General features: G+C 70.7%; 21 protein-coding genes, 1 pseudogene and 1 riboswitch. Of the genes and pseudogenes, 13 read left to right on the top strand and 9 right to left on the bottom strand.

Translation table 11 applies throughout. From position 1 onward, the window contains the following. Window positions 1-24 precede the first annotated feature (24 nt). Window positions 25-858, bottom strand: coding sequence for an ABC transporter ATP-binding protein (locus C3492_RS09545; protein ID WP_103811293.1), 834 nt, complete (start codon window positions 856-858; stop codon window positions 25-27). Next, window positions 855-2,540: a 2-isopropylmalate synthase gene (locus C3492_RS09540; RefSeq protein ID WP_103811292.1), complete on the bottom strand. Its 1,686-nt coding sequence runs from the start codon at window positions 2,538-2,540 to the stop codon at window positions 855-857. The genes C3492_RS09545 and C3492_RS09540 overlap by 4 nt, the downstream gene beginning before the upstream one ends. Window positions 2,541-2,747: 207 nt before the next feature. Between C3492_RS09540 and C3492_RS09535 the strand changes: the two genes are divergently transcribed. Beyond that, a complete protein-coding gene (locus tag C3492_RS09535; RefSeq protein WP_103811291.1) occupies window positions 2,748-3,440 on the top strand; it encodes a FadR/GntR family transcriptional regulator in 693 nt (230 codons plus the stop codon). Window positions 3,441-3,526: 86 nt separating this feature from the next. Here C3492_RS09535 and C3492_RS09530 read toward each other — a convergent pair whose 3' ends face one another. Then, window positions 3,527-4,444, bottom strand: a complete 918-nt coding sequence (locus C3492_RS09530; RefSeq protein WP_103811290.1) for an AraC family transcriptional regulator — start codon at window positions 4,442-4,444, stop codon at window positions 3,527-3,529. A 102-nt stretch (window positions 4,445-4,546) separates the two neighbouring features. Between C3492_RS09530 and C3492_RS09525 the strand changes: the two genes are divergently transcribed. Together C3492_RS09525 and C3492_RS09520 are read left to right on the top strand one after the other, a co-directional pair. Further along, the gene (locus C3492_RS09525; protein ID WP_103811289.1) at window positions 4,547-5,539 is read left to right on the top strand and encodes a zinc-dependent alcohol dehydrogenase family protein; all 993 of its coding nucleotides are present in this window, start codon (window positions 4,547-4,549) and stop codon (window positions 5,537-5,539) included. A 130-nt stretch (window positions 5,540-5,669) separates the two neighbouring features. Then, entirely contained in the window at window positions 5,670-6,332 is a 663-nt protein-coding gene (locus C3492_RS09520; RefSeq protein WP_103811288.1) for an NADPH-dependent F420 reductase, read from the top strand. Between the two features lie 32 nt (window positions 6,333-6,364). Here the strand turns inward: C3492_RS09520 and C3492_RS09515 are convergent, their stop codons facing one another. Next, the gene (locus C3492_RS09515; protein WP_103811287.1) at window positions 6,365-6,922 is read right to left on the bottom strand and encodes a glycoside hydrolase family 25 protein; all 558 of its coding nucleotides are present in this window, start codon (window positions 6,920-6,922) and stop codon (window positions 6,365-6,367) included. A 36-nt stretch (window positions 6,923-6,958) separates the two neighbouring features. After that, window positions 6,959-7,990, bottom strand: coding sequence for a phosphatidylinositol-specific phospholipase C domain-containing protein (locus C3492_RS09510; protein ID WP_181140280.1), 1,032 nt, complete (start codon window positions 7,988-7,990; stop codon window positions 6,959-6,961). Between the two features lie 235 nt (window positions 7,991-8,225). On the opposite strand from C3492_RS09510, the gene C3492_RS09505 reads away from it, so the two are divergent. Beyond that, window positions 8,226-9,224, top strand: a complete 999-nt coding sequence (locus C3492_RS09505; RefSeq protein WP_103811286.1) for a M28 family metallopeptidase — start codon at window positions 8,226-8,228, stop codon at window positions 9,222-9,224. A gap of 78 nt (window positions 9,225-9,302) precedes the next feature. Here the strand turns inward: C3492_RS09505 and C3492_RS09500 are convergent, their stop codons facing one another. The 4 genes and pseudogenes from C3492_RS09500 to gcvT form a co-directional block, all read right to left on the bottom strand. Continuing rightward, entirely contained in the window at window positions 9,303-10,670 is a 1,368-nt protein-coding gene (locus C3492_RS09500; protein WP_103811285.1) for an L-serine ammonia-lyase, read from the bottom strand. 62 nt (window positions 10,671-10,732) lie between these two features. After that, window positions 10,733-11,998, bottom strand: a complete 1,266-nt coding sequence (glyA, locus tag C3492_RS09495) for a serine hydroxymethyltransferase (RefSeq protein WP_103811284.1) — start codon at window positions 11,996-11,998, stop codon at window positions 10,733-10,735. Window positions 11,999-12,012: 14 nt separating this feature from the next. Beyond that, a complete protein-coding gene (gcvH, locus tag C3492_RS09490) occupies window positions 12,013-12,390 on the bottom strand; it encodes a glycine cleavage system protein GcvH (RefSeq protein WP_014675120.1) in 378 nt (125 codons plus the stop codon). Window positions 12,391-12,528: 138 nt separating this feature from the next. After that, window positions 12,529-13,646, bottom strand: a pseudogene (gene gcvT / locus C3492_RS09485) (glycine cleavage system aminomethyltransferase GcvT). Between the two features lie 155 nt (window positions 13,647-13,801). Next, a riboswitch (glycine riboswitch) is annotated at window positions 13,802-13,897 on the bottom strand. 179 nt (window positions 13,898-14,076) lie between these two features. Between gcvT and C3492_RS09480 the strand changes: the two are divergent. The 9 genes from C3492_RS09480 (at window position 14,077) to C3492_RS09440 (ending at window position 25,078) form a co-directional block, all read left to right on the top strand. Further along, window positions 14,077-14,745 carry an AAA family ATPase gene (locus tag C3492_RS09480; protein WP_103811283.1) on the top strand — a complete coding sequence of 223 codons (669 nt, stop codon included), beginning with the start codon at window positions 14,077-14,079 and terminating at the stop codon, window positions 14,743-14,745. 66 nt (window positions 14,746-14,811) lie between these two features. Beyond that, a complete protein-coding gene (locus C3492_RS09475; protein ID WP_103811282.1) occupies window positions 14,812-15,603 on the top strand; it encodes an enhanced serine sensitivity protein SseB in 792 nt (263 codons plus the stop codon). 169 nt (window positions 15,604-15,772) lie between these two features. Then, window positions 15,773-16,558 carry an enhanced serine sensitivity protein SseB C-terminal domain-containing protein gene (locus C3492_RS09470; RefSeq protein ID WP_103811324.1) on the top strand — a complete coding sequence of 262 codons (786 nt, stop codon included), beginning with the start codon at window positions 15,773-15,775 and terminating at the stop codon, window positions 16,556-16,558. Window positions 16,559-16,908: 350 nt separating this feature from the next. Continuing rightward, on the top strand, window positions 16,909-17,907 hold the full coding sequence (locus C3492_RS09465) for an ABC transporter permease (protein ID WP_103811281.1): 999 nt from the start codon (window positions 16,909-16,911) through the stop codon (window positions 17,905-17,907). Between the two features lie 34 nt (window positions 17,908-17,941). Next, on the top strand, window positions 17,942-19,717 hold the full coding sequence (locus C3492_RS09460; protein ID WP_103811280.1) for an ABC transporter substrate-binding protein: 1,776 nt from the start codon (window positions 17,942-17,944) through the stop codon (window positions 19,715-19,717). A gap of 72 nt (window positions 19,718-19,789) precedes the next feature. Further along, window positions 19,790-20,797: an ABC transporter permease gene (locus C3492_RS09455; protein ID WP_103811279.1), complete on the top strand. Its 1,008-nt coding sequence runs from the start codon at window positions 19,790-19,792 to the stop codon at window positions 20,795-20,797. Continuing rightward, a complete protein-coding gene (locus C3492_RS09450) occupies window positions 20,794-21,888 on the top strand; it encodes an ABC transporter ATP-binding protein (RefSeq protein ID WP_103811278.1) in 1,095 nt (364 codons plus the stop codon). The genes C3492_RS09455 and C3492_RS09450 overlap by 4 nt, the downstream gene beginning before the upstream one ends. Next, window positions 21,885-23,588, top strand: coding sequence for an ABC transporter ATP-binding protein (locus tag C3492_RS09445; RefSeq protein WP_103811277.1), 1,704 nt, complete (start codon window positions 21,885-21,887; stop codon window positions 23,586-23,588). The genes C3492_RS09450 and C3492_RS09445 overlap by 4 nt, the downstream gene beginning before the upstream one ends. A gap of 98 nt (window positions 23,589-23,686) precedes the next feature. After that, a complete protein-coding gene (locus C3492_RS09440; protein ID WP_103811276.1) occupies window positions 23,687-25,078 on the top strand; it encodes a M1 family metallopeptidase in 1,392 nt (463 codons plus the stop codon). The last annotated feature ends 37 nt before the right edge of the window (window positions 25,079-25,115 follow it).

Raw genomic sequence — 25,115 nt, 5'->3', positions numbered from 1 at the left:
CGAGCGGCCCGGGCACCCCCTTCGTCATGCCGTCACCCCGTCACGCCGTGACGCCTCGCGCCGGATCCGTACGCTCCAGCGCCCCTCGTGCCGCTCCAGCGTCAACGGCAGGTCGAAGCACTTGCCGACCTGGTCACCGGTGAGGACCGACGCGACCGGCCCCGAGGCCAGCACCCGTCCGTCGCGCAGCAGCACGGCGTGCGTGGTGCCCGCCGGCAGCTCCTCCAGATGATGGGTGACCAGCACCGTCGCCAGCGCCGGATGAGCCGCCCGCAGCTCCTCCAGTGCGTCGATCAGCTGTTCCCGGCCGGGCAGGTCGAGGCCGGTCGCCGGCTCGTCCAGGAGCAGCAGCCGCGGCTCGGGCATCAACGCCCGCGCGATCAGCGTCCGGCCGCGCTGTCCCTGCGAGAGCGTCGGCCACCGGGCGTCCCGCAGCGCCCCCAGCCCCAGCGTGCCCAGCAGCGCCTCGGCCCGCTCGGTCTGCTCCGGGGTGGGCCGCCACCGGGGGACCGGCTCGACCGAGTTCGTCGCCCCGGTGAGCACCACGTCCCGTACCCGCAGCGGCGAGGTCAGCGGATGGCGCGGGTCGACGTGCCCGACCAGGGTCCGCAACGCGCGCAGGTCCACCCGGCCCAGCCGGTGTCCGAGCACCTCCACCGCGCCCCGGGTCGGATGGACCACCGCGCCGAGCAGCCCCAGCAGGGTGGACTTGCCCGCGCCGTTGGCGCCGAGCAGCGCCCAGTGCTCACCGGCCCGGACGGTCAGCGAGACCTCCTGGAGGATGGGCCGCCCGTCCCGGACGACGTGCACGTCCTCGGCGCGCAGCACCTCCGGCACCTCCGTCGTCGGATCCGTCATCGCACCGCCCGGTTCACCGCGGACAGCACCGCGTGCACGGCGGCCGACGGTCCCGTTCCCGCGCCCCAGGCCGTGACACCGCCGACCCGGCACTCGGCGAAGGCCGCCGTCCCGTCCTGGCCGAAGTCCAGGACCTCGGCCGCGACGCCCGCACCGGCCAGCGCGTCGACGAAGGCGGTCAGCGGGCCGGCGCCCGTGCCCTCGTGGTCGCCGACGCGGTCCCCGGCCTCCAGGGTGCACACGAAGCGGTGCGCACCCGGGGCCTGTTCGTGCACGGACCAGGCGTGCAGCCGTACCGCCGGGCCGTCCGTCAGGTAGGTCGCCCGGAACAGCTCGTACAGCTCCTTCGGCGTCGCCTCCCGCCCGCTGTCGTCCGTCGCCTGCTGCACGACCCGCGCGAAGTCGGGCCGCATCCGCGCAGGCAGGTCGATGCCGTGGTGCGTGCGCAGCAGGTACGCCACCCCGCCCTTTCCGGACTGGGAGTTGACGCGGATCACCGCCTCGTACGACCGCCCCAGGTCCGCCGGGTCGATCGGCAGGTACGGCACCGACCACGGCGCCTGCGCCTCCGGCACCCCCGACTCCCGGGCGCGGCGGGCGTGCTCGGCCAGTCCCTTGCCGATCGCGTCCTGGTGCGTGCCGGAGAACGCCGTGTGGACCAGCTCCCCGGCATAGGGGTGCCGCGGGTGCACCGGCAGCCGGTTGCAGTGCTCCACCGTCTTCCGCACGGCGTCGATGTCGCCGAGGTCGACCATGGGGTCGACGCCTTGGGCGTACAGGTTGAGGGCGAGGGTCACCAGGTCGACGTTACCGGTGCGCTCGCCGTTGCCGAACAGGCAGCCCTCCACCCGCTGGGCACCGGCCAGCACGGCGAGTTCGGCGCAGGCGACCCCGGTGCCGCGGTCGTTGTGCGGATGCACCGAGAGGATCACGGAGTCCCGGCGGGCGAGGTTCCGGTGCGCGTACTCGATCTGGTCGGCGTAGACGTTGGGCGTGGCGATCTCCACGGTCGCCGGGAGGTTGTGGGTGACCGGGCGGTCCGGGCTCGCGTCCCACAACTCCGTGAGCCCGTCGCACAGTTCGAGGACGAAGTCCGGCTCGGTCAGGTTGAACGTCTCCGGTGAGAACTGGAAGCGGATGCCGGGCGTGTCCCCGGCCCGCCGGGCCATCTGCTCAGCCGCCCCGCGCACGGTCCGCCACACCTCGGCCCGGCCGCGGCCGAGCACCACCTCACGCCAGACCGGCGAGGTGGCGATGTACAGGTGGACCACGGCCCGCGGCAGCCCCTGGATCGCGTCGAAGGTCCGGTCGATCAGATCGGCGCGGGCGGGAGTGAAGACGACGGGTGTCACGTCGTCCGGCACGGCTCCGCCGTCCGCCAGGTGCCGGACGAAGTCGAAGTCCGCGCGGCTCGCGGACGGATAGCCGACCTCGATCTCCTTGAAGCCCACCGCCACCAGCAGGTCGAAGAAGCGGCGCTTGCGGGGCGTGTCCATGGGCTCGGCCAGCGCCTGGTTGCCGTCGCGCAGATCCACGGGAACCCAGAGCGGGGCGCGTTCGATCCGGGCGGTGGGCCAGTCCCGGTCGGTCACGGGCACGCTCACCCGGTCCTGGAAGGGGCGGTAGCGGTGGTACGGCATCGGGCTGGGCCGCTGGGGGTTCCAGACGGGCGTGGTGGTCATCGTCGGCTGCCTCTCGGCTCGGTCGGACGGTGACCGGCGGCACGGGGCCCCGCGGCGGGGCGCCGGTCGCGTCAAACCCCGCCGCGGCAGCCGAGAAGGAGCAGACCGCGATGCGTCATGCCGGGTACGCTAGCGACACATCAGCTCCTCAGACAAGTGAGAATCGGTCCGCACACCCCGTATCCCCTCAGCAAGTTGGTGACCTCGATGCCGCTCGGTGCCCTCCGCCCCAGCCCGCTGGTCGAACAGGCCGCGCAGCGCCTGCGGGAGCAGATCGCCGCCGGGCACTGGCCCGTCGGCGCCAAGCTGCCCGGCGAGACCACCCTCGCCAGGGAACTCGGCGTCGGCCGCTCCACGGTCCGCGAAGCCCTGCGCGCCCTCGCCGGCGCCGGGCTGGTCCGGCCCCGGCACGGCGCCGGCGTCTTCGTCATCGCCACCGAGCCCGCCGAGGACTGGCCCACCCGGCTGCGCCGGGCCGCGGTCACCGACGTCTACGAGGTCCGCATGGGCGTGGAGGTGCAGGCGGCCCGGCTCGCCGCGCGGCGCCGTACCCCCGAGGACGTCACGGCGCTGCGGGCGGCGCTGGAGCACCGCCGTACGGCCTCCGCCGGGGACGACGCGGGTTTCGTGGACGCCGACATCGCCCTGCACGCGGCCGTGGTCGCCGCCGCTCACAACCCTGTGCTCACCGGCCTGTTCACCGAGTTCCTCCCCGCCCTGCGGGAGGGCCTGGTGACCCTGCTGGACCTCACCCGGCTGCGCGCGCAGGACCCGGGCACCGGCGACGACACCCACGCCGCCCTGGTCGACGCCATCGCCGGGGCGGACGCGGACCGGGCGGCGACCGTCCTGCTGACCGAGCTGGACCGGACGCTGGAGCTGCTGCGCGAGCGAGGGTGAGGGGTACGCCCAACCAGCGGCGCTGCGCCGCTGCGGGCCTGCGGGCCTGCGGGCCTGCGGCCCGGCGGTCCTGCGGCCCACCGGGTTCAGGACGCCTTGCCGCGGTACCGGCCCGGTGTCATCCCGTGCTCCCGTTTGAACGCCTTGGCGAAGGCGAACTCCGAGGTGTAGCCGGTGCGCGCGGCCACCTCACGCAGGGACAGGTCGTCGTGGCGCAGCAGCCGGCCCGCCGTCGTCATCCGCCACCAGGTCAGGTACGTCAGCGGCGGCTCGCCCACCAGCGCCGTGAACCGGCGTGCGAAGGCCGCGCGGGACAGCCCACCGGTGGCACCCAGTTCCGCGACCGTCCAGGAACGGGCCGGGTCGCCGTGGATCGCGCGGAGCGCCGCCGCGACCGCCGGGTCGGCCAGCGCGGCCGACCAGCCCCGGGCCCGGCCCGCCGCCCGCTCGCTCTCCCACCAGGCCCGCAGGATGTACAGCAGCAGGGTGTCCAGCAGCGAGGTGACGATCGCGTCGGTGCCCGGCCGCCCCTCCTCCAGCTCCATCCCGAGCAGCTCCACCGCCGCCCGCAGCGAACGATTGCCGCCCACCCGGGCCGGCAGGTGCACCACCTCGGGCAGCTCGGCCAGCAGGCGGTGCGCCCGGTCCCGGTCGAGCCGGTAGGTCCCGCACAGGGTGACGGTGTCCGGGCAGCCCTCGCGCGGTTCGCCGGGCGGTCCGCTCCAGGTGCCGTCCGGCAGCCGCCGCATCTCCCGCGGCGCCACATCGAGCCCGCTGACCAGCGCGTGCCCCTGCCCGTGCGCCAGGAAGACGACATCCCCCGGTGCCAGCGCCACCGGCTCCCCGTCCCGCGGGACCAGCCAGGCCGAGCCGCGCAGCACCACATGGAACCCGGCCTCGTCGGAGTCGGCCCACCGCTGGCCCCAGGGCGCGTACTGGTACCTGCGCGCGGAGTGCGGCCGGCCGGTGCGCATGGCGGCGACCACGTCGCTCAGCACGTCCATGCGGCGACTCTAACGGGCAGTGCGGCAGGCAGAGACGATCGGACAGGAAACCGAGACAGAGGGACATGGATCGTCCACGGCACGGGACTTAGCGTCGACGACATGACAACCACCGCACGCACCGTGCTCTTTCACGAACTCGGCGGCCCCGACGTCCTCGGCGTCGAAGAGGTCGAGCTGCCCGCGCCCGGCCCCGGCGAGGTCCTGGTCAGGGTGGAGGCGCTGGGCCTCAACCGTGCCGAGGCCCTCTTCCGCGCGGGCGGCTACTACTACCAGCCGACCCTGCCGGCCTCCCGCAACGGCTACGAGGCGGCCGGCGAGGTGGAGGCCGTGGGCGAGGGCGTCACCGGCTTCGCGCCGGGCGACAAGGTCCTGGCCGCCGCCAACTTCGAGCTCAGCGCCCACGGTGTGCACGCCGAACGGGTCCTGCTGCCCACCGACGCCCTCGTCCCGCGCCCTGCCGGCGTCGACGCGGTCACCGGCGCCGCCGTCTGGCTGACCTACACGACGGCCTACGGCGCCCTGGTCGAGCGGGCCGGACTGGTCCCCGGGCAGCGGGTGCTGATCACCGGTGCCTCCAGCGGGGTCGGCACCGCCGCCATCCAGGTGGTCCGCCGGGCCGGCGCCGTCCCCGTCGTCACGACACGCACCGAGGCCAAACGGCGGCGTCTGCTCGACCTGGGTGCCGAGCACGTGATCGTCAGTGAGGACGAGGACGTGGTGAAGGAGACCCGCAGGGTGACCGGCGGACGGGGCGTGGACATCGTCCTGGACGCGGTCGGCGGCCCGGGCTTCGCCGCGCTCGGTGACGCGGTCGCCCCCGACGGCACCCTGGTCAGCTACGGCTGGCTCGACGAGCAGCCCATCCTGCTGCCCCGGCAGTGGCCGCTCACCGTCCACGGGTACGCCAACTTCGTGATCACCGGCGATCCGGAGGGCCGCCACCGCGCCGCCCACTACCTCGGCGCCGGGCTCGGTGACGGCACCCTGCGCCCGGTGATCGCCGAGGTCTTCGACGGCCTGGACCGGATCGCGGACGCCCACCGGCTGATGGAGTCCAACGAGCACACGGGAAAGATCGTGGTACGGGTCTGAGCGCGCCGCGCGCCGCGCGCCGGCCGGGCGGCGTCACCGCTTCGGCGCATGGCGCGGAATAGTCCAGCGTTCAGCGAGGTTGACGCGGGAACGTCTGCATGCACATGCATAGATCATCCGGAGGTCAGCCATGAAGATCGGCATCATCGGCGCGGGGAACATCGGCGGCAACCTCACCCGGCGGCTCACCGCCCTCGGCCATGACGTCTCCGTCGCCAACTCCCGTGGCCCCGAGACGCTCCGTGACCTCGCGGAGGAGACCGGCGCCACCGCCGTCCGGGCCGAGGACGCGGCCGAGGGCGCCCAGGTCGTGGTCGTCACCGTGCCGCTGAAGGCGGTCCCGGACCTGCCCGCCGGCCTGCTGGACGGCGCGGCCGAGGGCGTCGCGGTGATCGACACCGGCAACTACTACCCGCAGCAGCGGGACGGCCGGATCGCGGCCATCGAGGACGAGGGCCTCACCGAGAGCCGCTGGACCGAGCAGCACCTCGGCCACCCGGTGATCAAGGCCTTCAACGGCACCTATGCGCAGGACATCCTGGACCGGCCCCGTCCCGCGGGCGACCCCGAGCGCATGGCCCTCCCGGTCGCGGGCGACGACGAGGCGGCCAAGCGGATCGTCCGCGACCTGATCGACGAACTCGGCTTCGACACGGTCGACGCCGGCACCATCGCCGACTCCTGGCGCCAGCAGCCCGGCACCCCGGTCTACGGCCTGCGCGCCGGCACCGAAGCGGTACGCAAGGCCCTCGCGGAGGCCTCCCCGGAGCGCCCGGCCGACTTCCGGGGCTGACCCGGGGTGAGGCGGTGGGGGCCACGGGCGCGTCATGCGCTCGTGGCCCACTCCTTCAGTGCCGCCTTGCTGGCGAAGTCCGTGACGTCCTTGTCGTGGGGTTCGCTGGTGTACTGGTGGAACCGCCACTTGGCCTTGATCCGGGGCTTGCCCGCGGTGACGTAGTCGGCTATCCACAGCCCGTCCCCGGCGTAGGAGGTGGTGTCGATGTTCAGCCAGAAGTGGCGGTTGCAGTAGAGCACCACCCGGTTGTCCGGCCGTAGTTCCTTCAGTTTGCGGATGAAGCGGTCCTTCTCGGCGTTGCTCGCGTGGGTGCCGTCGCCGGTGGTCTCCCAGTCGACGGCGAGGAGGTCGCCGCGGCGCTCCGGGGCGTGGCTGAGGAAGTACTCGGCCTGGGCGGTGAGGTTGCCGGGCCACAGGAAGTGGTAGAAGCCGACGACCAGGCCCGCGTCGCGGGCGTGCTTGGTCTGGGCGGCGAGTCTGGGGTTGACGTACGAACGGCCCTCCGTCGCCTTGATGAAGACGAAGGAGAGACCGTTCGTCGCGTAGGAGGAGGACTGGTAGGCGCTCACGTCGATGCCATGCAGCATGTGAAGGTTGTCCCCCGTGAGCGCCGTTCCGGAACCTCAGCTTCGGATGGTCACCGAACTCAGCACGGCGGCGGACTTCGCGGACCAGTCCGAGGTGATCAGGCTCGCGTGGTTCTTGGCCGACAGAGCCAGGCGCGCGGCGACTTCGGCGTCCGTCGGGTTGGTGGAGGAGATCGCCGGTGAGACGTTGTGGGCGTCCGTGGTGATCAGGATGTAGTGGTTCGCGGAGTAGAACGAGGTGTCGTAGCCGTTGTTGACGTACGTGGCCGCGTCACCGTCGAAGAACACGAACCAGGGGCGGATCGAGGCGTCGTAGCGGCTGGTGCGCGGGTCGCCGTTCGCGGCGCCGAGGACGACCGGGAAGGCCTGGGCCGCCGAGATGTTGCCGGCCGCCTTCAGGTCCCGCAGGTGGTCGCCGTACTCCTCGTCCGTCCAGTAGTGGTCGAACGGGTTGGACTGCTCCACCGTGCCCGGGATCAGGTCGAGGAGGAACTTGCCCTTGAGGGAGTCCCGGGCGGGCCAGGCGTCGGCCTTCGCCGCCGCGTCCAGCGTGCCGTACGTCCCGCCGAGCAGGTCGGCCGGCTTGTAGACGCTGCTGCCCAGCTTCTGCGCGACGAGCGTGTCGAACTCGTCCGGTCCGAGGCCCGCGTTGTCGTTGAAGCCGACCTTCATCTCGACCTTGACGACGATCGGCGGGTGGTCGGGGTGGAGCTGGTTCCAGGCGGCCATGTTGTCCAGGCAGCTGCCGAGGTCCTGGTTGCGGCTCTTGCTGTACAGCTCGCCCGGGGTCTTCGCGGCCTCGCAGTTGTTGTCGTTGCCCAGCGGGTTGCTGTGGCTGACCCGCCAGCGGTGGCTGATGCTGTCGACGTAGACGTCCAGCTCCAGCAGCGAGGCACCGGAGTCCAAGGCCTGGGCGAAGTAGGTGTACTTGGCCTTGTCGTACGCGTTGTGCGTGCCGATGGCCGTCGTCTCGGAGAACTTCGGCGACGCCGCGTGGGCGTTGCCCGGCAGCACCACCAACACAGCGGCGGCCCCCACGAGCGCCGCCAGCCGTCTCAATCCGCGCATGCGCCAACTTCCCTTGGTCGGAGGAGAATTGGCGGCAGCGTAGGCGGGTGCGGTTATCGCACGGTAGCCCCAGGGGGAACATCGGCCGGGAGGACGGCCGCAGGCTCCTGATCCGGCCGATCTCGCGGGTCGGGGCTTGACCAGTTCTTGGCATGCGCATGACTCTCAGGGAGAAAGGTACGGCTCCCCAGGCCCGACCCTCACCTTCCGTTTCCTCACCCCACAAGGAGACACAGTGCGAGCACCACGAAGAGCCACCCTGACAGGCCTCGCGCTCGTCACGGCCGCCGCCGGCCTCACCGCGCTGCCCCTGAGCGCCGAAGCGGCCTCCCCGCGCACCCCGGTCCCCACCCTGACCGCGGCCGCGCCCGACATCGACGTCACCAGGGTCCAGGCACACCTCACCGAACTGGGCGCCATCGCGATCCGCAACGGCGGCAACCGCAGGTCGACCGGCCAGGGCTACCGCGACTCGGTCGCCTATGTGAAGGGCAGGCTCCAGGCGGCCGGTTACACCGTGACCGAGCAGTCCTGCACCTCCGGATGCACCCGTGGCGCCGGACCCAACCTGATCGCCGAGTGGCCCTACGGCGACGCGTCGAAGGTCTACATGTTCGGCTCACACCTCGACGGCGTCTCCGCCGGACCCGGCATCAACGACAACGCCTCCGGCAGCGCGGCTCTCCTGGAGGTCGCGCTGAAACTGGCCGAGACCCGCCCCTCGATGGCGGCCCGCGTCCGTTTCGGCTGGTGGACGGACGAGGAGCAGGGCCTCAACGGCTCGGACTTCTACGTCCGTTCCCTCACCTCCGCCCAGCGTTCGGCGATCAAGGCGTACTACAACTTCGACATGGTCGCCTCGCCCAACGGCGGATACTTCATCAACCACATCGGCTCCACCGCCGCCGCACCGATGAAGGCGTACTGGGACTCGCTGAACCTCCGGCCCGAGGAGAACACCGAGGGCGCGGGCCGCTCCGACGACTACTCCTTCGAGGCCTACGGCATCGCGACCTCCGGCTACGCCATGGGCGCGAGCGCCCGCAAGACCTCGGCGCAGGCGGCCAAATGGGGCGGCACGGCGGGCGCCGCGTACGACCGCTGCTACCACTCCTCCTGCGACACCACCGCCAACATCAACGCCACCGGCCTGAACCGCAGCGCCGACGGTGTCGCCTACACACTGTGGAAGCAGGCGGTCTCGGCCACCACCCCGACCCGGACGCCACGCTGACGACCGGCCGACCCGCCCACGAGACGGCGAAGGGGGGCGGATCCTCGGAATCCGCCCCCCTCCCGGCATCCGGCCGGGCTAGCACTCGATGATGTTCACCGCGAGCCCGCCCCGCGCCGTCTCCTTGTACTTCACGCTCATGTCCGCGCCGGTGTCCTTCATGGTCTTGATGACCTTGTCCAGGGACACCTTGTGCGAGCCGTCGCCGCGCATCGCCATCTTCGCCGCCGTGACGGCCTTCACCGCGGCCATGCCGTTGCGCTCGATGCACGGGATCTGCACCAGGCCGCCGACCGGGTCGCAGGTCAGGCCGAGGTTGTGCTCCATGCCGATCTCGGCCGCGTTCTCCACCTGCTCGGGGGAGCCGCCGAGCACCTCGGCGAGCGCGCCCGCCGCCATGGAACAGGCGGAGCCCACCTCGCCCTGGCAGCCGACCTCGGCGCCGGAGATGGAGGCGTTCTCCTTGAAGAGCATGCCGATCGCGCCGGCGGCCAGCAGGAACCGCACGACGCCGTCCTCGTCGGCGCCCGGCACGAAGTTGATGTAGTAGTGCAGGACCGCCGGGATGATGCCGGCCGCGCCGTTCGTGGGGGCGGTCACGACCCGGCCGCCCGCCGCGTTCTCCTCGTTCACCGCCATCGCGTAGAGCGTGATCCACTCCATGGCGTGCGCCAGCGGGTCGCCCTCGGCGCGCAGCTGGCGGGCCGAGACGGCCGCGCGGCGGCGGACCTTCAGACCGCCGGGCAGGATGCCCTCGCGGGACATGCCGCGCTCCACGCACGCGCGCATCACCCGCCAGATCTCCAGCAGGCCCGCGCGGATCTCCTCCTCGGAGCGCCAGGCCCGTTCGTTCTCCAGCATCAGCGAGGAGATCGACAGGCCCGTCTCCTTCGTCAGGCGCAGCAGCTCGTCACCCGTGCGGAAGGGGTACTTCAGGACCGTGTCGTCCAGCTTGATCCGGTCCGCGCCCACCGCGTCCTCGTCGACGACGAAGCCGCCGCCCACCGAGTAGTACGTCTTGGTGAGCAGCTCCTTGCCGTCGGCGTCATAGGCCCACAGCGTCATGCCGTTGGCGTGGTACGGCAGGGCCTTGCGGCGGTGCAGCACGAGGTCCCGGTCGAAGTCGAAGGCGATCTCGTGCTCGCCCAGCAGCCGGATCCGCCCCTCCGCCTTGATCGCTTCCACGCGCGCGTCCGCCGTCTCCACGTCCACCGTGCGCGGCGAGTCGCCGGTCAGGCCGAGCAGGACGGCCTTCGGGGTGCCGTGGCCGTGCCCGGTCGCGCCCAGGGAGCCGTACAGCTCCGAGCGGACGGTGGCGGCCTGCTCCAGAAGGCCTTCGTTGCGCAGGCGGCGGGCGAACATCCGCGCCGCCCGCATCGGGCCGACCGTGTGGGAGCTGGACGGACCGATGCCGATCGAGAACAGGTCGAAGACCGAGATGGCCACGGTCACTCCTCAAGACAGCAGGGGGGTGGTGGGGCACCCTCGGCGGGTGCCCCACCGGGGACTCACTTGTTCAGGCCCGGGTACAGCGGGTGCTTGTCGGCGAGCGCCTTCACGCGCGCCTTCAGGGCCTCGGCGTCGTAGGACGGCTTCAGCGCCTCGGCGATCACGTCCGCGACCTCGGCGAAGTCCTCGGCCGTGAAGCCGCGGGTCGCCAGGGCCGGCGTACCGATACGCAGACCCGAGGTGACCATCGGCGGCCGCGGGTCGTTCGGGACGGCGTTGCGGTTGACCGTGATGCCGACCTCGTGGAGCCGGTCCTCGGCCTGCTGCCCGTCCAGCTCGGACGCGCGCAGGTCCACCAGGATCAGGTGCACGTCCGTGCCGCCGGACAGCACGTTCACGCCGGCCTCGCGGGCGTCCGGGGCCGTCAGGCGCTCGGCGAGGATGCGGGCACCCTCCACCGTACGACGCTGGCGCTCCTTGAAGTCCTCCGAGGCCGCGACCTTGAAGGACACCGCCTTGGCCGCGATCACGTGCTCCAGGGGGCCGCCCTGGAAGCCCGGGAAGACGGACGAGTTCAGCTTCTTCGCGAAGTCCTTCTTGGCGAGGATGATGCCGCCGCGGGGACCGCCCAGCGTCTTGTGGGTGGTGGAGGTGACCACGTCGGCGTACGGCACCGGGTTGGCGTGCAGACCGGCCGCGACCAGGCCCGCGAAGTGCGCCATGTCGACCCACAGGTACGCGCCCGCCTCGTCGGCGATGCGGCGGAACTCGGCGAAGTCGAGCTGCCGGGGGTACGCCGACCAGCCCGCGATGATCACCTTGGGGCGGTGCTCCTTGGCGAGCCGCTCGACCTCGGCCATGTCGACCAGGCCGGTCTCGGCGTCCACGTGGTACGCGACCACGTCGAACTGCTTGCCGGAGAAGTTCAGCCGCATGCCGTGGGTCAGGTGGCCGCCGTGCGCCAGGTCCAGGCCGAGGATGGTGTCCCCGGGCTGGGCCAGCGCGAAGAGGGCCGCCTGGTTCGCGGAGGCGCCGGAGTGGGGCTGCACATTGGCGTACTCGGCGCCGAACAGCTCCTTGACCCGGTCGATGGCGATCTGCTCGGCGACGTCGACGTGCTCGCAGCCGCCGTAGTAGCGGCGGCCCGGGTAGCCCTCGGCGTACTTGTTCGTCAGGACCGACCCCTGGGCCTCCATCACCGCGAGCGGCGCGAAGTTCTCGGAGGCGATCATCTCCAGGGTCGACTGCTGGCGGAGCAGCTCGGCGTCGACCGCGGCGGCGATCTCCGGGTCCAGCTCGTGCAGGGGCGTGTTCAGGACAGTCATACGGCTACGACTCCTCAGCCGGCGGAAAAGGCGGTGTACTCGTCGGCGGAGAGCAGGTCGGCCGGCTCCTCCGCGACGCGTACCTTGAACAGCCAGCCACCCTCGAAGGGGGCGGAGTTCACCAGCGACGGGTCGTTGACGACGTCCTCGTTGACCTCGGTGACCTCGCCGGTGACCGGCGAGTACAGGTCGGACACCGACTTCGTCGACTCCAGCTCGCCGCAGGTCTCGCCCGCGGACACCGTGGAGCCGACCTCGGGGAGCTGGACGAAGACGACGTCACCGAGCGCGTTGGCCGCGTGCTCCGTGATGCCGACCGTCGCGACGCCGTCCTCGGCGGCCGACAGCCACTCGTGCTCCTTGCTGTAGCGCAGCTGCTGGGGGTTGCTCATGGCCTGAATTCTCCTGTACACGCGAGGGTGCTGATGACGGGGAAACTAGGGAAACCGCTGGTGAGCGGGCGAATGTGCGCAGCGTCACGCCCCGGCCACGGGACCGGGGTCCCCGGGAGGCGCGACCGCGCCCAGTGTCTACTTCTGGCGCTTGTAGAACGGCAGCGCCACGACCTGGTACGGCTCGTGGGTGCCCCGGATGTCCACGCCGACGCCCTCGGTGCCCGGCGCCGCGTGCGCCGCGTCGACGTAGGCCATGGCGATCGGCTTGCCCAGGGTGGGGAGGGGGCGCCGGAGGTGACCTCGCCGATCACCTCCCCGCCGGCGACGACGGCGTACCCGGCGCGCGGCACCCGGCGGCCCTCGGCGACCAGGCCGACCAGGACCCGCGGCGGGTTCTCCTGGGCCCGGGCGGCGGCCTCGGCGAGCGCCTCGCGCCCGACGAAGTCGCCCTCCTTCTCGAACTTGACCACGCGGCCGAGCCCGGCGTCGAACGGGGTGAGGGAGGTGGTCAGCTCGTGCCCGTACAGCGGCATGCCCGCCTCCAGGCGCAGCGTGTCCCGGCAGGACAGCCCGCACGGGACCAGTCCGGCGCCCTCGCCCGCCTTGGTCAGCGCCTGCCACAGCTCGACGGCGTGCTCCGGCCTGACGAACAGCTCGAAGCCGTCCTCGCCGGTGTAACCCGTGCGGGCGATCAGCGCCGGGACGCCGGCGACCGTGCCGGGCAGACCGGCGTAGTACTTCAGGCCGTCGAGGTCGGCGTCGGTGAGGGACTTCAGGATGCCGGGGGACTCCGGGCCCTGCACGGCGATCAGCGCGTACGCGTCCCGGTCGTCCCGTACCTGGGCGTCGAAGCCCTCGGCGCGCTCGGTCAGCGCGTCCAGCACCACCTGGGCGTTGGAGGCGTTGGCCACGACCATGTACTCGGTCTCGGCGAGCCGGTAGACGATCAGGTCGTCCAGGATGCCGCCGTCGGCCCGGCAGATCATCGTGTAGCGGGCGCGGCCGACGCCGACGGAGGCGATGTTGCCGACCAGGGCGTGGTTCAGGAACGCGGCGGCCTGGTCGCCGGTGACGGTGATCTCGCCCATGTGGGAGAGGTCGAAGAGACCGGCCCTGGTCCGCACGGCGAGGTGCTCGTCGCGCTCGGAACCGTAGCGCAGGGGCATGTCCCAGCCGGCGAAGTCGGTCATCGTCGCACCGAGCGCGCGATGCACGGCATCGAGCGCGGTGTGGCGGAGTTCAGTGCTGCTCATCGGACGGTCGTCTCCCAAGGCGAGCGGACAGGCGAGGAACGTTCCTCCCCATCTGTCATCGGAACCTGAGAGGTTCGCCACGACCGCCACAGGGACGATCAGGGCTTGCACCTTGGGTGGAGCCACTGACACAGCGGCCCGCTTTTCAGATGTGCCTCGCCCGCGCGGTAACGGGGCCTGAGAGATTCAAGGGAGGGACTTGCTCCTTCGGCGTCCCAGCCCGGGGCTGGGAACTCTCCCGCGCGGATTCAAGCGGCCGGTATGCAGTTGGCGGGCACATCATTGCACGCCGCTCCCCGCCCATCCAGAGCGTGCTCCTTGTGACCGAGCTGTGGCAGAACGCACACGAACCTCCTACCCTTGCCCATTACCTTCTCTTTACATAGAACGGGCATGGGGATGACCGAGCCCACTGGGGAGGACGATCACGGTGAACAGGACATCTGCCTACGCCACCGACGCCGGCGTCGCGGTGCCGGGGCAGCCCTCCGCCCTGGCCCGCGGGCGCCGCGCGGACCGCCCCGCCCCGGTCGTCCGCGACCTGCGCGACCGCGCGGGCCGCAGCCCGCACGCCCTGCTCTTCGGCCCCCGCGACCTGGTGGTGATCACCGGTCTGCCCGGCAGCGGCAAGTCCACCCTGATGCACCGCGCGGTCACCGGCCACCGTGTCGACTCCCAGGACACCCGCGACCGCTGGGACGCCCGCGTCCCCCGCTCCGTCCCCTACGCCCTCTACCGCCCCCTGGTCCGCCTCGCCCACTACGCCGCGCTGCGCCGGGCCCTGCGCACCGGCGAGGGCGTCGTCGTGCACGACTGCGGCACCCAGCCCTGGGTGCGCGCCTGGCTGGCCCGCGAGGCCCGGCGCCGCGGCGCCACCCTGCACCTGCTCGTGCTCGACGTCAGCCCCGAGACGGCCCGGGCGGGCCAGCGTGAGCGCGGCCGGGGCGTCTCCCGCTACGCCTTCCGCCGCCACCGCCGTACGACCGCCCGGCTGCTGCGCGCGGTGGAGAAGGGGGAGCTGCCCGCGGGCTGCGGCGCGGCGGTGCTGCTGGACCGGGAGGCGGCGGACGTCCTCAGCCGGGTCGGCTTCGCACGGTGAGGCACGGTCACAGCCACCCGCTAGCCTTCTTGCTCACAGCAGTGGTTCCCAGCAGGCGGTAGGCAGATGGACTTCCCGGCGAACATCCCAGCGGACTTCCCGGCACAGGCACACCCCCACCCGCACGGCGGTTGGCCCGGCAACGAACTGGAGGAGGTGCTGTCGGCCTCCCTCGGCATCCCCGCGGCGGCCGGCCGGATCATCGAGGTCCTCGGCCGCAGCTTCCTGTGGATACCGCTGCCCAACGGCGGCGGCCCGCACAGCGGGCCGCTGGACCTGCCGACGATGGAGATCGACGGCCAGGTGTACGTCCCGGTGTTCAGCTCCGAGGAGCAGCTGCGCCAGGCGGCCGGTCCCCACATGTCGTACACCATCGCCCCCGCCGTGGAGTTCGCGCGCGGCCTGCCGCCGCAGGCGGGCGTCGCGGTGAATCCGGGCGGTGTGGTCGGCATCCCGCTGCCGCCCGACGCCGTGGCCGAGCTGTGCCGTGCCGGCCGCACCCCGCTCGACGGGCCCGGCACCGGCGGCCGGGTCCGCCTCTTCGAACCCGACTGGCAGGACGACCCGGTCGACTTCCTCTCCGCGGCCTCCGCCGAGTTCGCGGGGACCGGCGTGGTCCTCACCGCCCGCCGCTGCCTGGCCGCCATCGAGACGGCCGACCCGGTGATGTTCGTGGGCGTGGAACTCTCCCAGTGGGAGGGCGACATCCGGACCCTGCCCCTGGACGCCCTCGGCCGGGCCCTCGGCAAAGTCCCGGTCAAGTGGCCGGTCAACCTGGTCCTCATGGACGTGGCCGATGACCCGGTCTCCGACTGGCTGAAAACGAACGTCCGGCCCTTCTACCAGTACGGCCACTGACGCACCGAAGGGGCGCGGGGAACGGCGCGACCAGCCGCAGACGACCCGCGCCCGCGCACGAACCCGAAGCCCCGAGCTGCCAGGCGCTTAAGCTGTCTCCAAACGAGGGGCAAACAAAGAAGGGCCGGTACACCAGGTGAGCGCGAGCCACAGCGGCAGCGTCGAGCACATGCTGCGCCAGGTCACCCCGGGACGCTACGACGCCTACGAGGCCCTGCTCCGCGCCCTCGCCACCCCCTCCTCCGGCCAGGTCTGGATGCTCCTGTGGCACGGCCAGGCCGGCTCCCCGGACGCCCAGTACGGGGACATGGAGGTGGACGGCTTCCACTACGCCCCCTGCGTCACTTCCGCCCAGGAACTGTCGGCCAGCGGCTGGAACCGGTCGTACGAGGTGGTCGACGGCCTGGACGTGGCCCGCACGCTCTACCCCGACCACTACGGCCTCTGGCTCAATCCGCACGCCCCGGGCGGCGGCGTCGGCATCCCCTGGCTGGATCTGCGCCGCATCGCCACCGGCCTGGACCGCCAGCCCGCCGGCCCGCTCAGCCTGTCGGAACCCGGCATCGAGATCCCGCAGTTCTACGCCCTCCTCGCGCAGAACGCGCACCGCACCCCCGCGCTCCGCTCGCTGCGCCGCGCCTGGGTCCAGCCCGCCCTCGGGGCGCCGTATCTCGCCATCGGCCTGGACGTCTACGACACCACGCCGGCCGCCGTCGACTCGGTGCGCGCGATGATGCAGCAGTCCATCGGCGCGGTCCCGGAGGGGCTGCCGGTGTCGACGGTCGCGATGACCGACGGCTACGACCCGGTGGTGATGTGGATGCGGGCCAACGCGCGTCCGTTCTACGACCGCGAGGCGCACGCCCCCGCGCCGCAGCCGCAGCTTCAGGCGCCGGTCCCGCCGCAGGCCCCGGCCGGCGGGTACGGCTACCCACCGGTGCACGGCGGTTACTGACAACCAGGCGGAGTTGCAGGGTTTTTGACGCCGGGTCCCAGAATTTACAGGGACGACACACTTCTGCGCGCGTAGACATCGCCCGATCGCCCCGAAGTGCGCAGATTCGCCGTTCTGCCCCAACTGGCCCGCGTCCGATACCCGTTACCCACGGATCGGATAACGGAATCCCCTGGACTGCATCACGGTTGCGCATACTTTCGCCGTCAGCTCTGGCGGGTGATCACAAAGACGCTGAAGACTCCCGACTCAGACATGAGGTCGAGACCTCATGTTCGATGGCAAGTCGACAAAGCCGCAATCCGCGGCAGGCGCAGGCCGGTCACCACCGGCGAGAGGGGTCGCACACCGTGACCGCACCGATCGAGACCACCGGGGCGGCAGCCGAGGCACAGCCGGAGGCTGTGCTGGAGGGTGCCGGTAAGGGGCAGATCGAGGGTCGTTCCCTGGGCCAGATCGCCTGGACCCGGTTCAAGAAGGACAAGGTCGCCGTCGCGGGCGGCGTCCTCGTGATCCTGCTGATCCTTCTCGCGATCCTCTCCCGCCCCATCCAGGCCCTCTTCGGCCTCGACCCCAACGCCTTCCACCAGGACCTGATCACGCCCGACACCTCGCTGCCCAAGGGCGGCTGGGGCGGCATGAGCCTGGACCACCCGCTCGGCGTGGACCCGAAGTTCGGCCGTGACATCGCCACCCGCATCCTGGAGGGCTCCTGGGTCTCGCTGGTGGTGGCGTTCGGTGCGACCGTCCTGTCCAACGTCATCGGCGCGATCATGGGCGTCGTCGCGGGTTACTACGGCGGGCGGGTCGACGCCGTCATCAGCCGGCTGATGGACACGTTCCTCGCCTTCCCCCTCCTGCTCTTCGCGATCGCCATCTCCGCCACCCTCCAGGGCGGCGCGTTCGGTCTCACCGGGCTGCCGCTCCACCTGAGCGTGCTGATCTTCGTCATCGGTTTCTTCAACTGGCCCTACCTGGGGCGGATCGTGCGAGGCCAGACCCTCGCCCTGCGCGAGCGCGAGTTCGTGTCCGCCTCCCGGGGCATGGGCGCCAAGGCCCCGTACATCCTGTTCCGGGAGCTCATGCCCAACCTGGTCGGCCCGATCATCGTCTACTCGACGCTGCTCATCCCGACCAACATCCTCTTCGAGGCGTCCCTGAGCTTCCTCGGCGTCGGCATCCAGCCGCCGCAGGCGTCCTGGGGCGGCATGCTCCGCGAGGCGGTCAACTACTACAAGGTCGACCCCCAGTTCATGATCGTCCCCGGTCTCGCCATCTTCGTGACCGTCCTGGCGTTCAACCTGCTCGGTGACGGTCTCCGCGATGCTCTCGACCCGCGCAGCCGCTGACGCCTGCCACAGAGAGCCCGAAAAGTTTCCAACAATGGAGGGGAAAGCTCCCATCATGCGAAGGTCAGCGCTGGCCGCGATCGCGGCCATCGGCTCCGCCAGCCTGTTTCTTGCGGGTTGCAGCAAGGCCGATGACAACAAGAACGAGAACGGCAACACCAAGTCGGCCGGCGCCAACGCCGCGACCAAGGGCGTCGTGAACGTGTCCGACAAGAAGGGCGGCACGGTCACCTACGAGATGTCCGACGTGCCGGACTCCTTCGACCCGGGCAACACGTACTACGCCTACATGTACAACCTCAGCCGGCTGTGGGCCCGCCCGCTCATGACCTTCAAGCCCGGTCCCGGCGAAGAGGGCAACACCCTGGTCCCGGACCTCGCCGCGAGCAAGGGCGTCCCGAGCGACGGCGGCAAGACCTGGACGTACAAGCTGCGTTCGGGCCTGAAGTACGAGGACGGCTCGCCGATCACCTCGAAGGACGTCAAGTACGCCGTCGAGCGCTCGAACTTCGCGCGTGACGTGCTCTCCCTCGGCCCGAACTACTTCCAGCAGTTCCTGGCCGGCGGCGACAAGTACAAGGGCCCGTACAAGGACAAGAGCGACAAGGGCCTGTCCTCCATCCAGACGCCGGACGACACCACGATCGTCTTCCACCTCAAGCAGGCCTTCCAGGAGTTCGACTACCTGGTCGCCGCCCCGCAGACGGCCCCGGTGCCCAAGGCGAAGGACACCGGCGTCGACTACGTCAAGCACATCGTGTCCTCCGGTTCCTACAAGTTCCAGAGCTACGACGACGGCAAGCAGGCCGTCCTCGTGCGCAACGAGAACTGGGACCCGAAGACCGACCCGCTGCGCAAGCAGCTGCCGGACAAGATCGTCGTCAACCTGAAGGTCAACCCGGAGAAGATCGACCAGGACGTCATGGCGGGCGACGCCATCGACCTGGCCGGCACCGGCGTCCAGGCCTCGACCCAGGCCGACGTCCTCACCGACCCCGCCAAGAAGGCCAACACGGACAACACCTACGGTGGCCGTCTGGTCTACATGGCGATCAACACCAAGGTGAAGCCGTTCGACAAGGTCGAGTGCCGCAAGGCCGTCCAGTACGCGATCGACAAGGTCTCGGTGCAGACCGCCGAGGGCGGCCCGATCCGCGGTGACGTCGCCTCCACCGTGCTGCCGCCGGACATCCCGGGCTACAGCAAGGCCGACGTCTACGCCACTTCCGGCAACAAGGGTGACGCCGCCAAGGCCAAGGAGCAGCTCAAGGCCTGCGGCAAGTCCTCCATCTCGACGAACATCTCGGCCCGTTCGGACCGTCCGCAGGAGATCGACGCCGCCACGGCGATCATCAACTCGCTGAAGAAGGTCGGCATCAACGCCAGCCTGAAGCAGTACCCGTCGGGCAAGTACTTCACCGACTACGCGGGTGTGCCGAAGTTCACCGAGAAGCAGAACATCGGCCTGATCATGATGCAGTGGGGTGCCGACTGGCCCTCCGGCTACGGCTTCCTGCAGCAGATCCTGAACGGCAAGGCGATCAGCCAGTCCGGCAACACCAACCTGTCGCAGTACAACAACAAGGACGTCAACGAGCTGCTGGGCAAGGCGATCGGCACTCAGGACACCAACGAGCGCAACAGCCTCTACACGCAGATCGACAAGAAGACCATGGACGACGCCGTCCTGGTCCCGCTGACCTACTTCAAGGTCCTCCTGGGCCGCCCGCAGAGCTACACCAACCTGGTTTCGACGGCGGCCTTCAGCGGTCAGTACGACTACCTCAACATCGGCGTCGCGTCGAAGTAGCAGCCCCGGAAGGCAGGTGAAGGCATTGGTGCCCGCGGGCTTCGCGGCCCGCGGGCACCAGCGCCGGTCCCCGTGATCTCGTACATCCTCCGCCGGACGATCGCGGCAGTGATCCTGCTGCTGGTCGTCTCCGCGGTCACCTTTGCCATCTTCTTCCTGCTGCCACGGCTCGCCGGCCAGACAGCGGACCAGCTGGCGCAGCAGTACATCGGCAAGAGCCCGTCCAAGGCGGACATCGCCGCGGTCAAGCACAATCTCGGCCTGGACCAGCCGGTCTACGTCCAGTACTGGCACTTCATCAAGGGGATCGTGGCCGGTGCCGACTACAACGTCGGTCCCACCACGGTGCGCTGCGACGCGCCGTGCTTCGGCTACTCCTTCAAGACCCACGAGGCGGTCTGGCCGCAGCTCACCAGCCGGTTGCCGGTGACGGTCTCGCTGGCCGTGGGCGCCGCCGTGCTGTGGGTCCTGTCGGGCGTGGCGATCGGTGTCGTCTCGGCACTGAAGCCCCGTTCCTTCTTCGACCGCGCTTCCATGGGTGTCGCGCTCGCCGGTGTCTCGCTCCCCATGTTCTTCACGGGCAACCTGGCGCTCCTGCTCTTCACCGAACAGTGGCCGATCTTCGGGACCACCTACGTCCCGTTCACCGAGAACCCCTCGCAGTGGGCCAACACCCTCTTCCCGGCGTGGTGTTCGCTCGCGCTCCTCTACTCCGCCATCTACGCGCGGCTCACCCGCTCGGGCATGCTGGAGACGATGAACGAGGACTTCATCCGCACGGCCCGTGCCAAGGGCCTGCGCGAGCGCAACGTCGTGGTCCGGCACGGGCTGCGCGCGGCCCTCACCCCGATCATCACCGTGTTCGGCATGGACCTCGGTCTGCTGCTCGGCGGCGCCCTGATCACCGAGTACGTCTTCTCGCTGCACGGCATCGGCGAGTACGCGGTGAAGGCCATCACCGACAACGACCTGCCCCCCATCCTCGGCGTGACCCTGCTCGCCGCCTTCTTCGTCGTGATCGCAAATCTCCTGGTGGACGTGCTCTACGCCGCCGCCGACCCGCGGGTGAGGCTCTCGTGACCGAACTCTCCAAGACCGGCGCCGCGGTGGGCGAGCTCACCGAGTCCGGCAAGGCACCCGAAGCCTTCCTGGAGGTCCGCGACCTCAAGGTGCACTTCCCGACCGACGACGGCCTGGTGAAGTCCGTCGACGGGCTCAGCTTCTCGCTGGAGAAGGGCAAGACCCTCGCCATCGTGGGCGAGTCCGGCTCCGGCAAGTCCGTCACCTCGCAGGCCATCATGGGCCTGCACCGGCTCGGCACCCGCGGCAAGAACGTGCGGATGTCCGGCGAGATCTGGCTGGACGGCAAGGAACTGGTCTCCGCCGCCCCGGACGAGGTGCGCAAGCTCCGCGGCCGGGAGATGGCGATGATCTTCCAGGACCCGCTGTCCGCGATGCACCCCTACTACAAGGTCGGCGACCAGATCGTCGAGGCCTACCGGGTGCACCACGACGTCAGCAAGAAGGTCGCCCGCGCCCGGGCCATCGAGATGCTCGACCGCGTCGGCATCCCCGAGCCCGCCAAGCGCGTCGACGGCTACCCGCACGAGTTCTCCGGCGGTATGCGCCAGCGCGCCATGATCGCCATGGCGCTGGTGAACAACCCCGAGCTGCTCATCGCGGACGAGCCGACCACCGCCCTCGACGTGACCGTCCAGGCGCAGATCCTCGACCTGATCCGTGATCTGCAGAAGGAGTTCGGCTCCGCGGTCATCATGATCACCCACGACCTGGGTGTGGTCGCCGAGATCGCCGACGACGTCCTCGTGATGTACGGCGGCCGGTGCGTGGAGCGCGGTCCGGCCGACGAGGTCTTCGAGCAGCCGCAGCACCCCTACACCTGGGGCCTGCTCGGCTCGATGCCCCGCATCGACCGCGAGACCTCCGAACGGCTCATCCCGGTCAAGGGCTCGCCGCCGAGCCTCATCAACGTCCCCTCGGGCTGCGCCTTCCACCCCCGCTGCCCGTACGCGGACATCCCCAAGGGGAACGTCACCCGCACGGTGCGCCCCGAGCTGGAGCTGGTGGGCGCCGGGCACTGGTCCGCCTGCCACCTCTCGGCCGAGGACCGCCGGCGGATCTGGACCGAAGAGATTGCGCCCAAGCTGTGAGTGAGACCAAGAAGACGGACACCGTCGCCGAGGCCGCGGTCCCGAAGCAGGCGTCGGCTCCCGAGGAGCGGGACGTCCTGCTCAAGGTCGAGGGGCTGACCAAGCACTTCCCGATCAAGAAGGGCATCCTGCAGCGGCAGGTCGGCGCCGTGAAGGCCGTCGACGGCATCGACTTCGAGGTGCGCAAGGGCGAGACCCTGGGCGTGGTCGGCGAGTCGGGCTGCGGCAAGTCGACCATGGGCCGGGTCATCACCCGCCTCCAGGACCCGACCGGCGGGAAGATCACCTTCGAGGGCCAGGACATCACGCGGCTGAGCACCGGGCAGATGCGCCCGCTGCGCCGCGACATCCAGATGATCTTCCAGGACCCGTACGGCTCCCTGAACCCCCGGCACACCATCGGCTCGATCGTCGCGGCGCCCTTCCGGCTTCAGGGCGTGGAGCCCGAGGGCGGGGTGAAGAAGGAGGTCCAGCGGCTCCTCGAACTGGTCGGTCTCAGCCCCGAGCACTACAACCGCTACCCGCACGAGTTCTCCGGCGGTCAGCGCCAGCGCATCGGCATCGCCCGCGCGCTCGCCCTGAAGCCGAAGCTCGTCGTGGCGGACGAGCCGGTCTCCGCGCTGGACGTGTCGATCCAGGCGCAGGTCGTGAACCTGATGGACGACCTCCAGCAGGAGCTGGGCCTGACCTACGTGATCATCGCCCACGACCTCTCGGTCGTCCGGCACGTCTCGGACCGCATCGCGGTGATGTACCTCGGCAAGATCGTGGAACTCGCCGACCGCACCTCGCTGTACGAGTCGCCGATGCACCCGTACACCAAGGCGCTGATGTCGGCCGTGCCGGTGCCGGACACGAAGCGCCGGGGACAGAAGAGCGAGCGCATCCTGCTGCGCGGCGATGTGCCCTCGCCCATCGCCCCGCCCTCCGGCTGCCGCTTCCACACCCGGTGCTGGAAGGCGACGCAGATCTGCAAGACGACCGAGCCCCCGCTCGTGGAGCTGCGGCCGGGCCAGCGGGTCGCCTGTCACCACCCCGAGAACTTCGCCGACCAGGCCCCGCAGGACACGGTCCTGCTGACGGCGGCGAAGGAGGCGTCGGAGCTGGTACCGGACGCGGTTCTCTCCGAGGGCCCGGCCGAGAAGGAACCGGTGGCGGAGAAGGCGAAGGCGACGGCCGCGGAGGAGACGGCTGCTGCCGAAGCCGCGACGGCTTCCGAGGCGACGGCTTCCGAGAAGGAGGCGGCGTCTGAGGAGGCGTCGGCTTCCGAGGACAAGCCGGCGGTTTCTGAGGACGAGCCGGCCTCCGAGGAGAAGGCGGTGTCCGGCAAGGCGGCCTCCGCGGAGAAGGCGGCTTCTGACGAAGAGGCTTCCGAGGCAGCTTCCGAAGAGGGCGCATCCGAGGAGGACGCGGCTTCCGAAGAGGAGGCTTCCGAGGCGGCTTCCGAGGAGGCGGCGGCTTCCGAGAAGGCCGCGGCCTCCGGTGCGAAGACCGGTCCCGGAGCCAAGGTCTCGGCCGGGAAGGCCGCGGCCGACGCGCCCGCCGAGGAGCCCACCGCCTCCACCGGCACCGCGGCCGACGCTCCGGCGGAGGGCTCGGGTGACACCGAAGCCGTCGCCGAGGAGGCCGGCCGCGAGGCCGCGACCGAGGCCACCGGCAAGGCGTCGGGCGCCGACTCCCAGGAGTCAACCGACAAGTAGCGCATGACAACTAGGTAAAGTCATGTACATGTCCAAGCGGGAGAGTGCAGAGTCGTCCGTGTCCGACCACTGATCGGCACGCTCGAAAGGGACGACACATGGCACTCTCCCGTTCGGCACGTCTGGGGGCTGTCGCCACCGCGGCAGCCTCCTTCCTCGTCATCGCCGCCTCCTCCGCCCCCACCCCCGGCGCCCCCGGCATCGGCGACCCCTACTTCCCCCGGCTGGGCAACGGCGGCTTCGACGCCCGCCATTACCGTCTGGACATCGCCTACGCGCCGGACACCGGTCGCCTGGACGGCCGTACGACCCTCACGGCCCGCGCCACCCAGAAGCTCTCCTCCTTCGACCTCGACCTCCAGCAGCTAGAGGTCACCGGTGTCCAGGTCGACGGCAGACCCGCGCGGTTCACGCGCGACGGCGACGAGATCACCGTCACCCCGCGCCACCCGCTCGCCGCGGGACGGGACTTCACCGTCTCCGTGACCTACGGCGGCGTACCGCAGGCCCTCGGCGGGCCGATCGTCTTCGGCTCCGACTACGGGTGGATGAAGACCCCCGACGGCGTCTTCGTCGCCTGCGAACCCAACGCCGCCTCCACCTGGTTCCCGTCCAGCGACCACCCCGCCGACAAGGCCACCTACGACATCCGGATCAAGGCTCCCCGGGGCCTGACCGGCGTCTCCAACGGCCGGCTGGTGTCGACGTACGACAAGGGCGGCTCGACGTACACCCACTGGCGGGAGTCGAAGCCGATGGCGACCTACCTCGCCACCGCCACCATCGGGAAGTTCGACGTGCGCACCGGGCGCACCCCCGGCGGCACCCCCATCTACGTCGCGATCGACCCCGTGCTCAAGAACAGCAACAACGTCGACGTGTACGCCGTCACGGCCGCCGCCACCGACTACTGGTCGCAGGTCTTCGGGCCGTACCCCTTCGAGGAGACCGGCGCGATCGTCGACGACATGCCGGAGGCGGGGTTCTCGCTGGAGGTGCAGAGCAAGCCCGCCTACTCGGCCGTGCGCAACGAGTCGACCATCGTGCACGAACTGGCCCACCAGTGGTTCGGCGACTCGGTGAGCGTGGCCCAGTGGAAGGACATCTGGCTCAACGAGGGCTTCGCCACCTACGCCCAGTGGCTGTGGGCCGAGCACCAGGGCACCCGCAGCGCCCACGACTCCTTCCTGGCCGGCTACGACTCCCGTCCCGCCGACTCCGCCTTCTGGCAGATCAAGGTCGCCGACCCGCAGCGGGACACGATGTTCGCCTCCGCCGTCTACCAGCGCGGCGCGATGACGCTCCAGGTGCTGCGCGAGCGGATCGGTGACACGGCCTTCTTCAAGCTGCTGCCGGCCTGGACGAGGCTCCACCGGTACGGCAACGCGGACACCGCCGACTTCATCCGCCTCGCCGAGCGCGTCAGCGGGCAGCAACTCGACGATCTCTTCGACACCTGGCTGTTCACCACAGGGAAACCCGCCCTGTGAGCCTGGCTTTGTAAGGTTCACGCACTCCGACAGGTGA

The sequence above is a fragment of the Streptomyces sp. Ru62 genome (assembly GCF_002920615.1).
Lineage (GTDB): Bacteria > Actinomycetota > Actinomycetes > Streptomycetales > Streptomycetaceae > Streptomyces.
The sequence above is the reverse complement of the archived record's forward strand: the minus strand, read 5'-3'. Positions and strand labels throughout refer to the sequence as shown.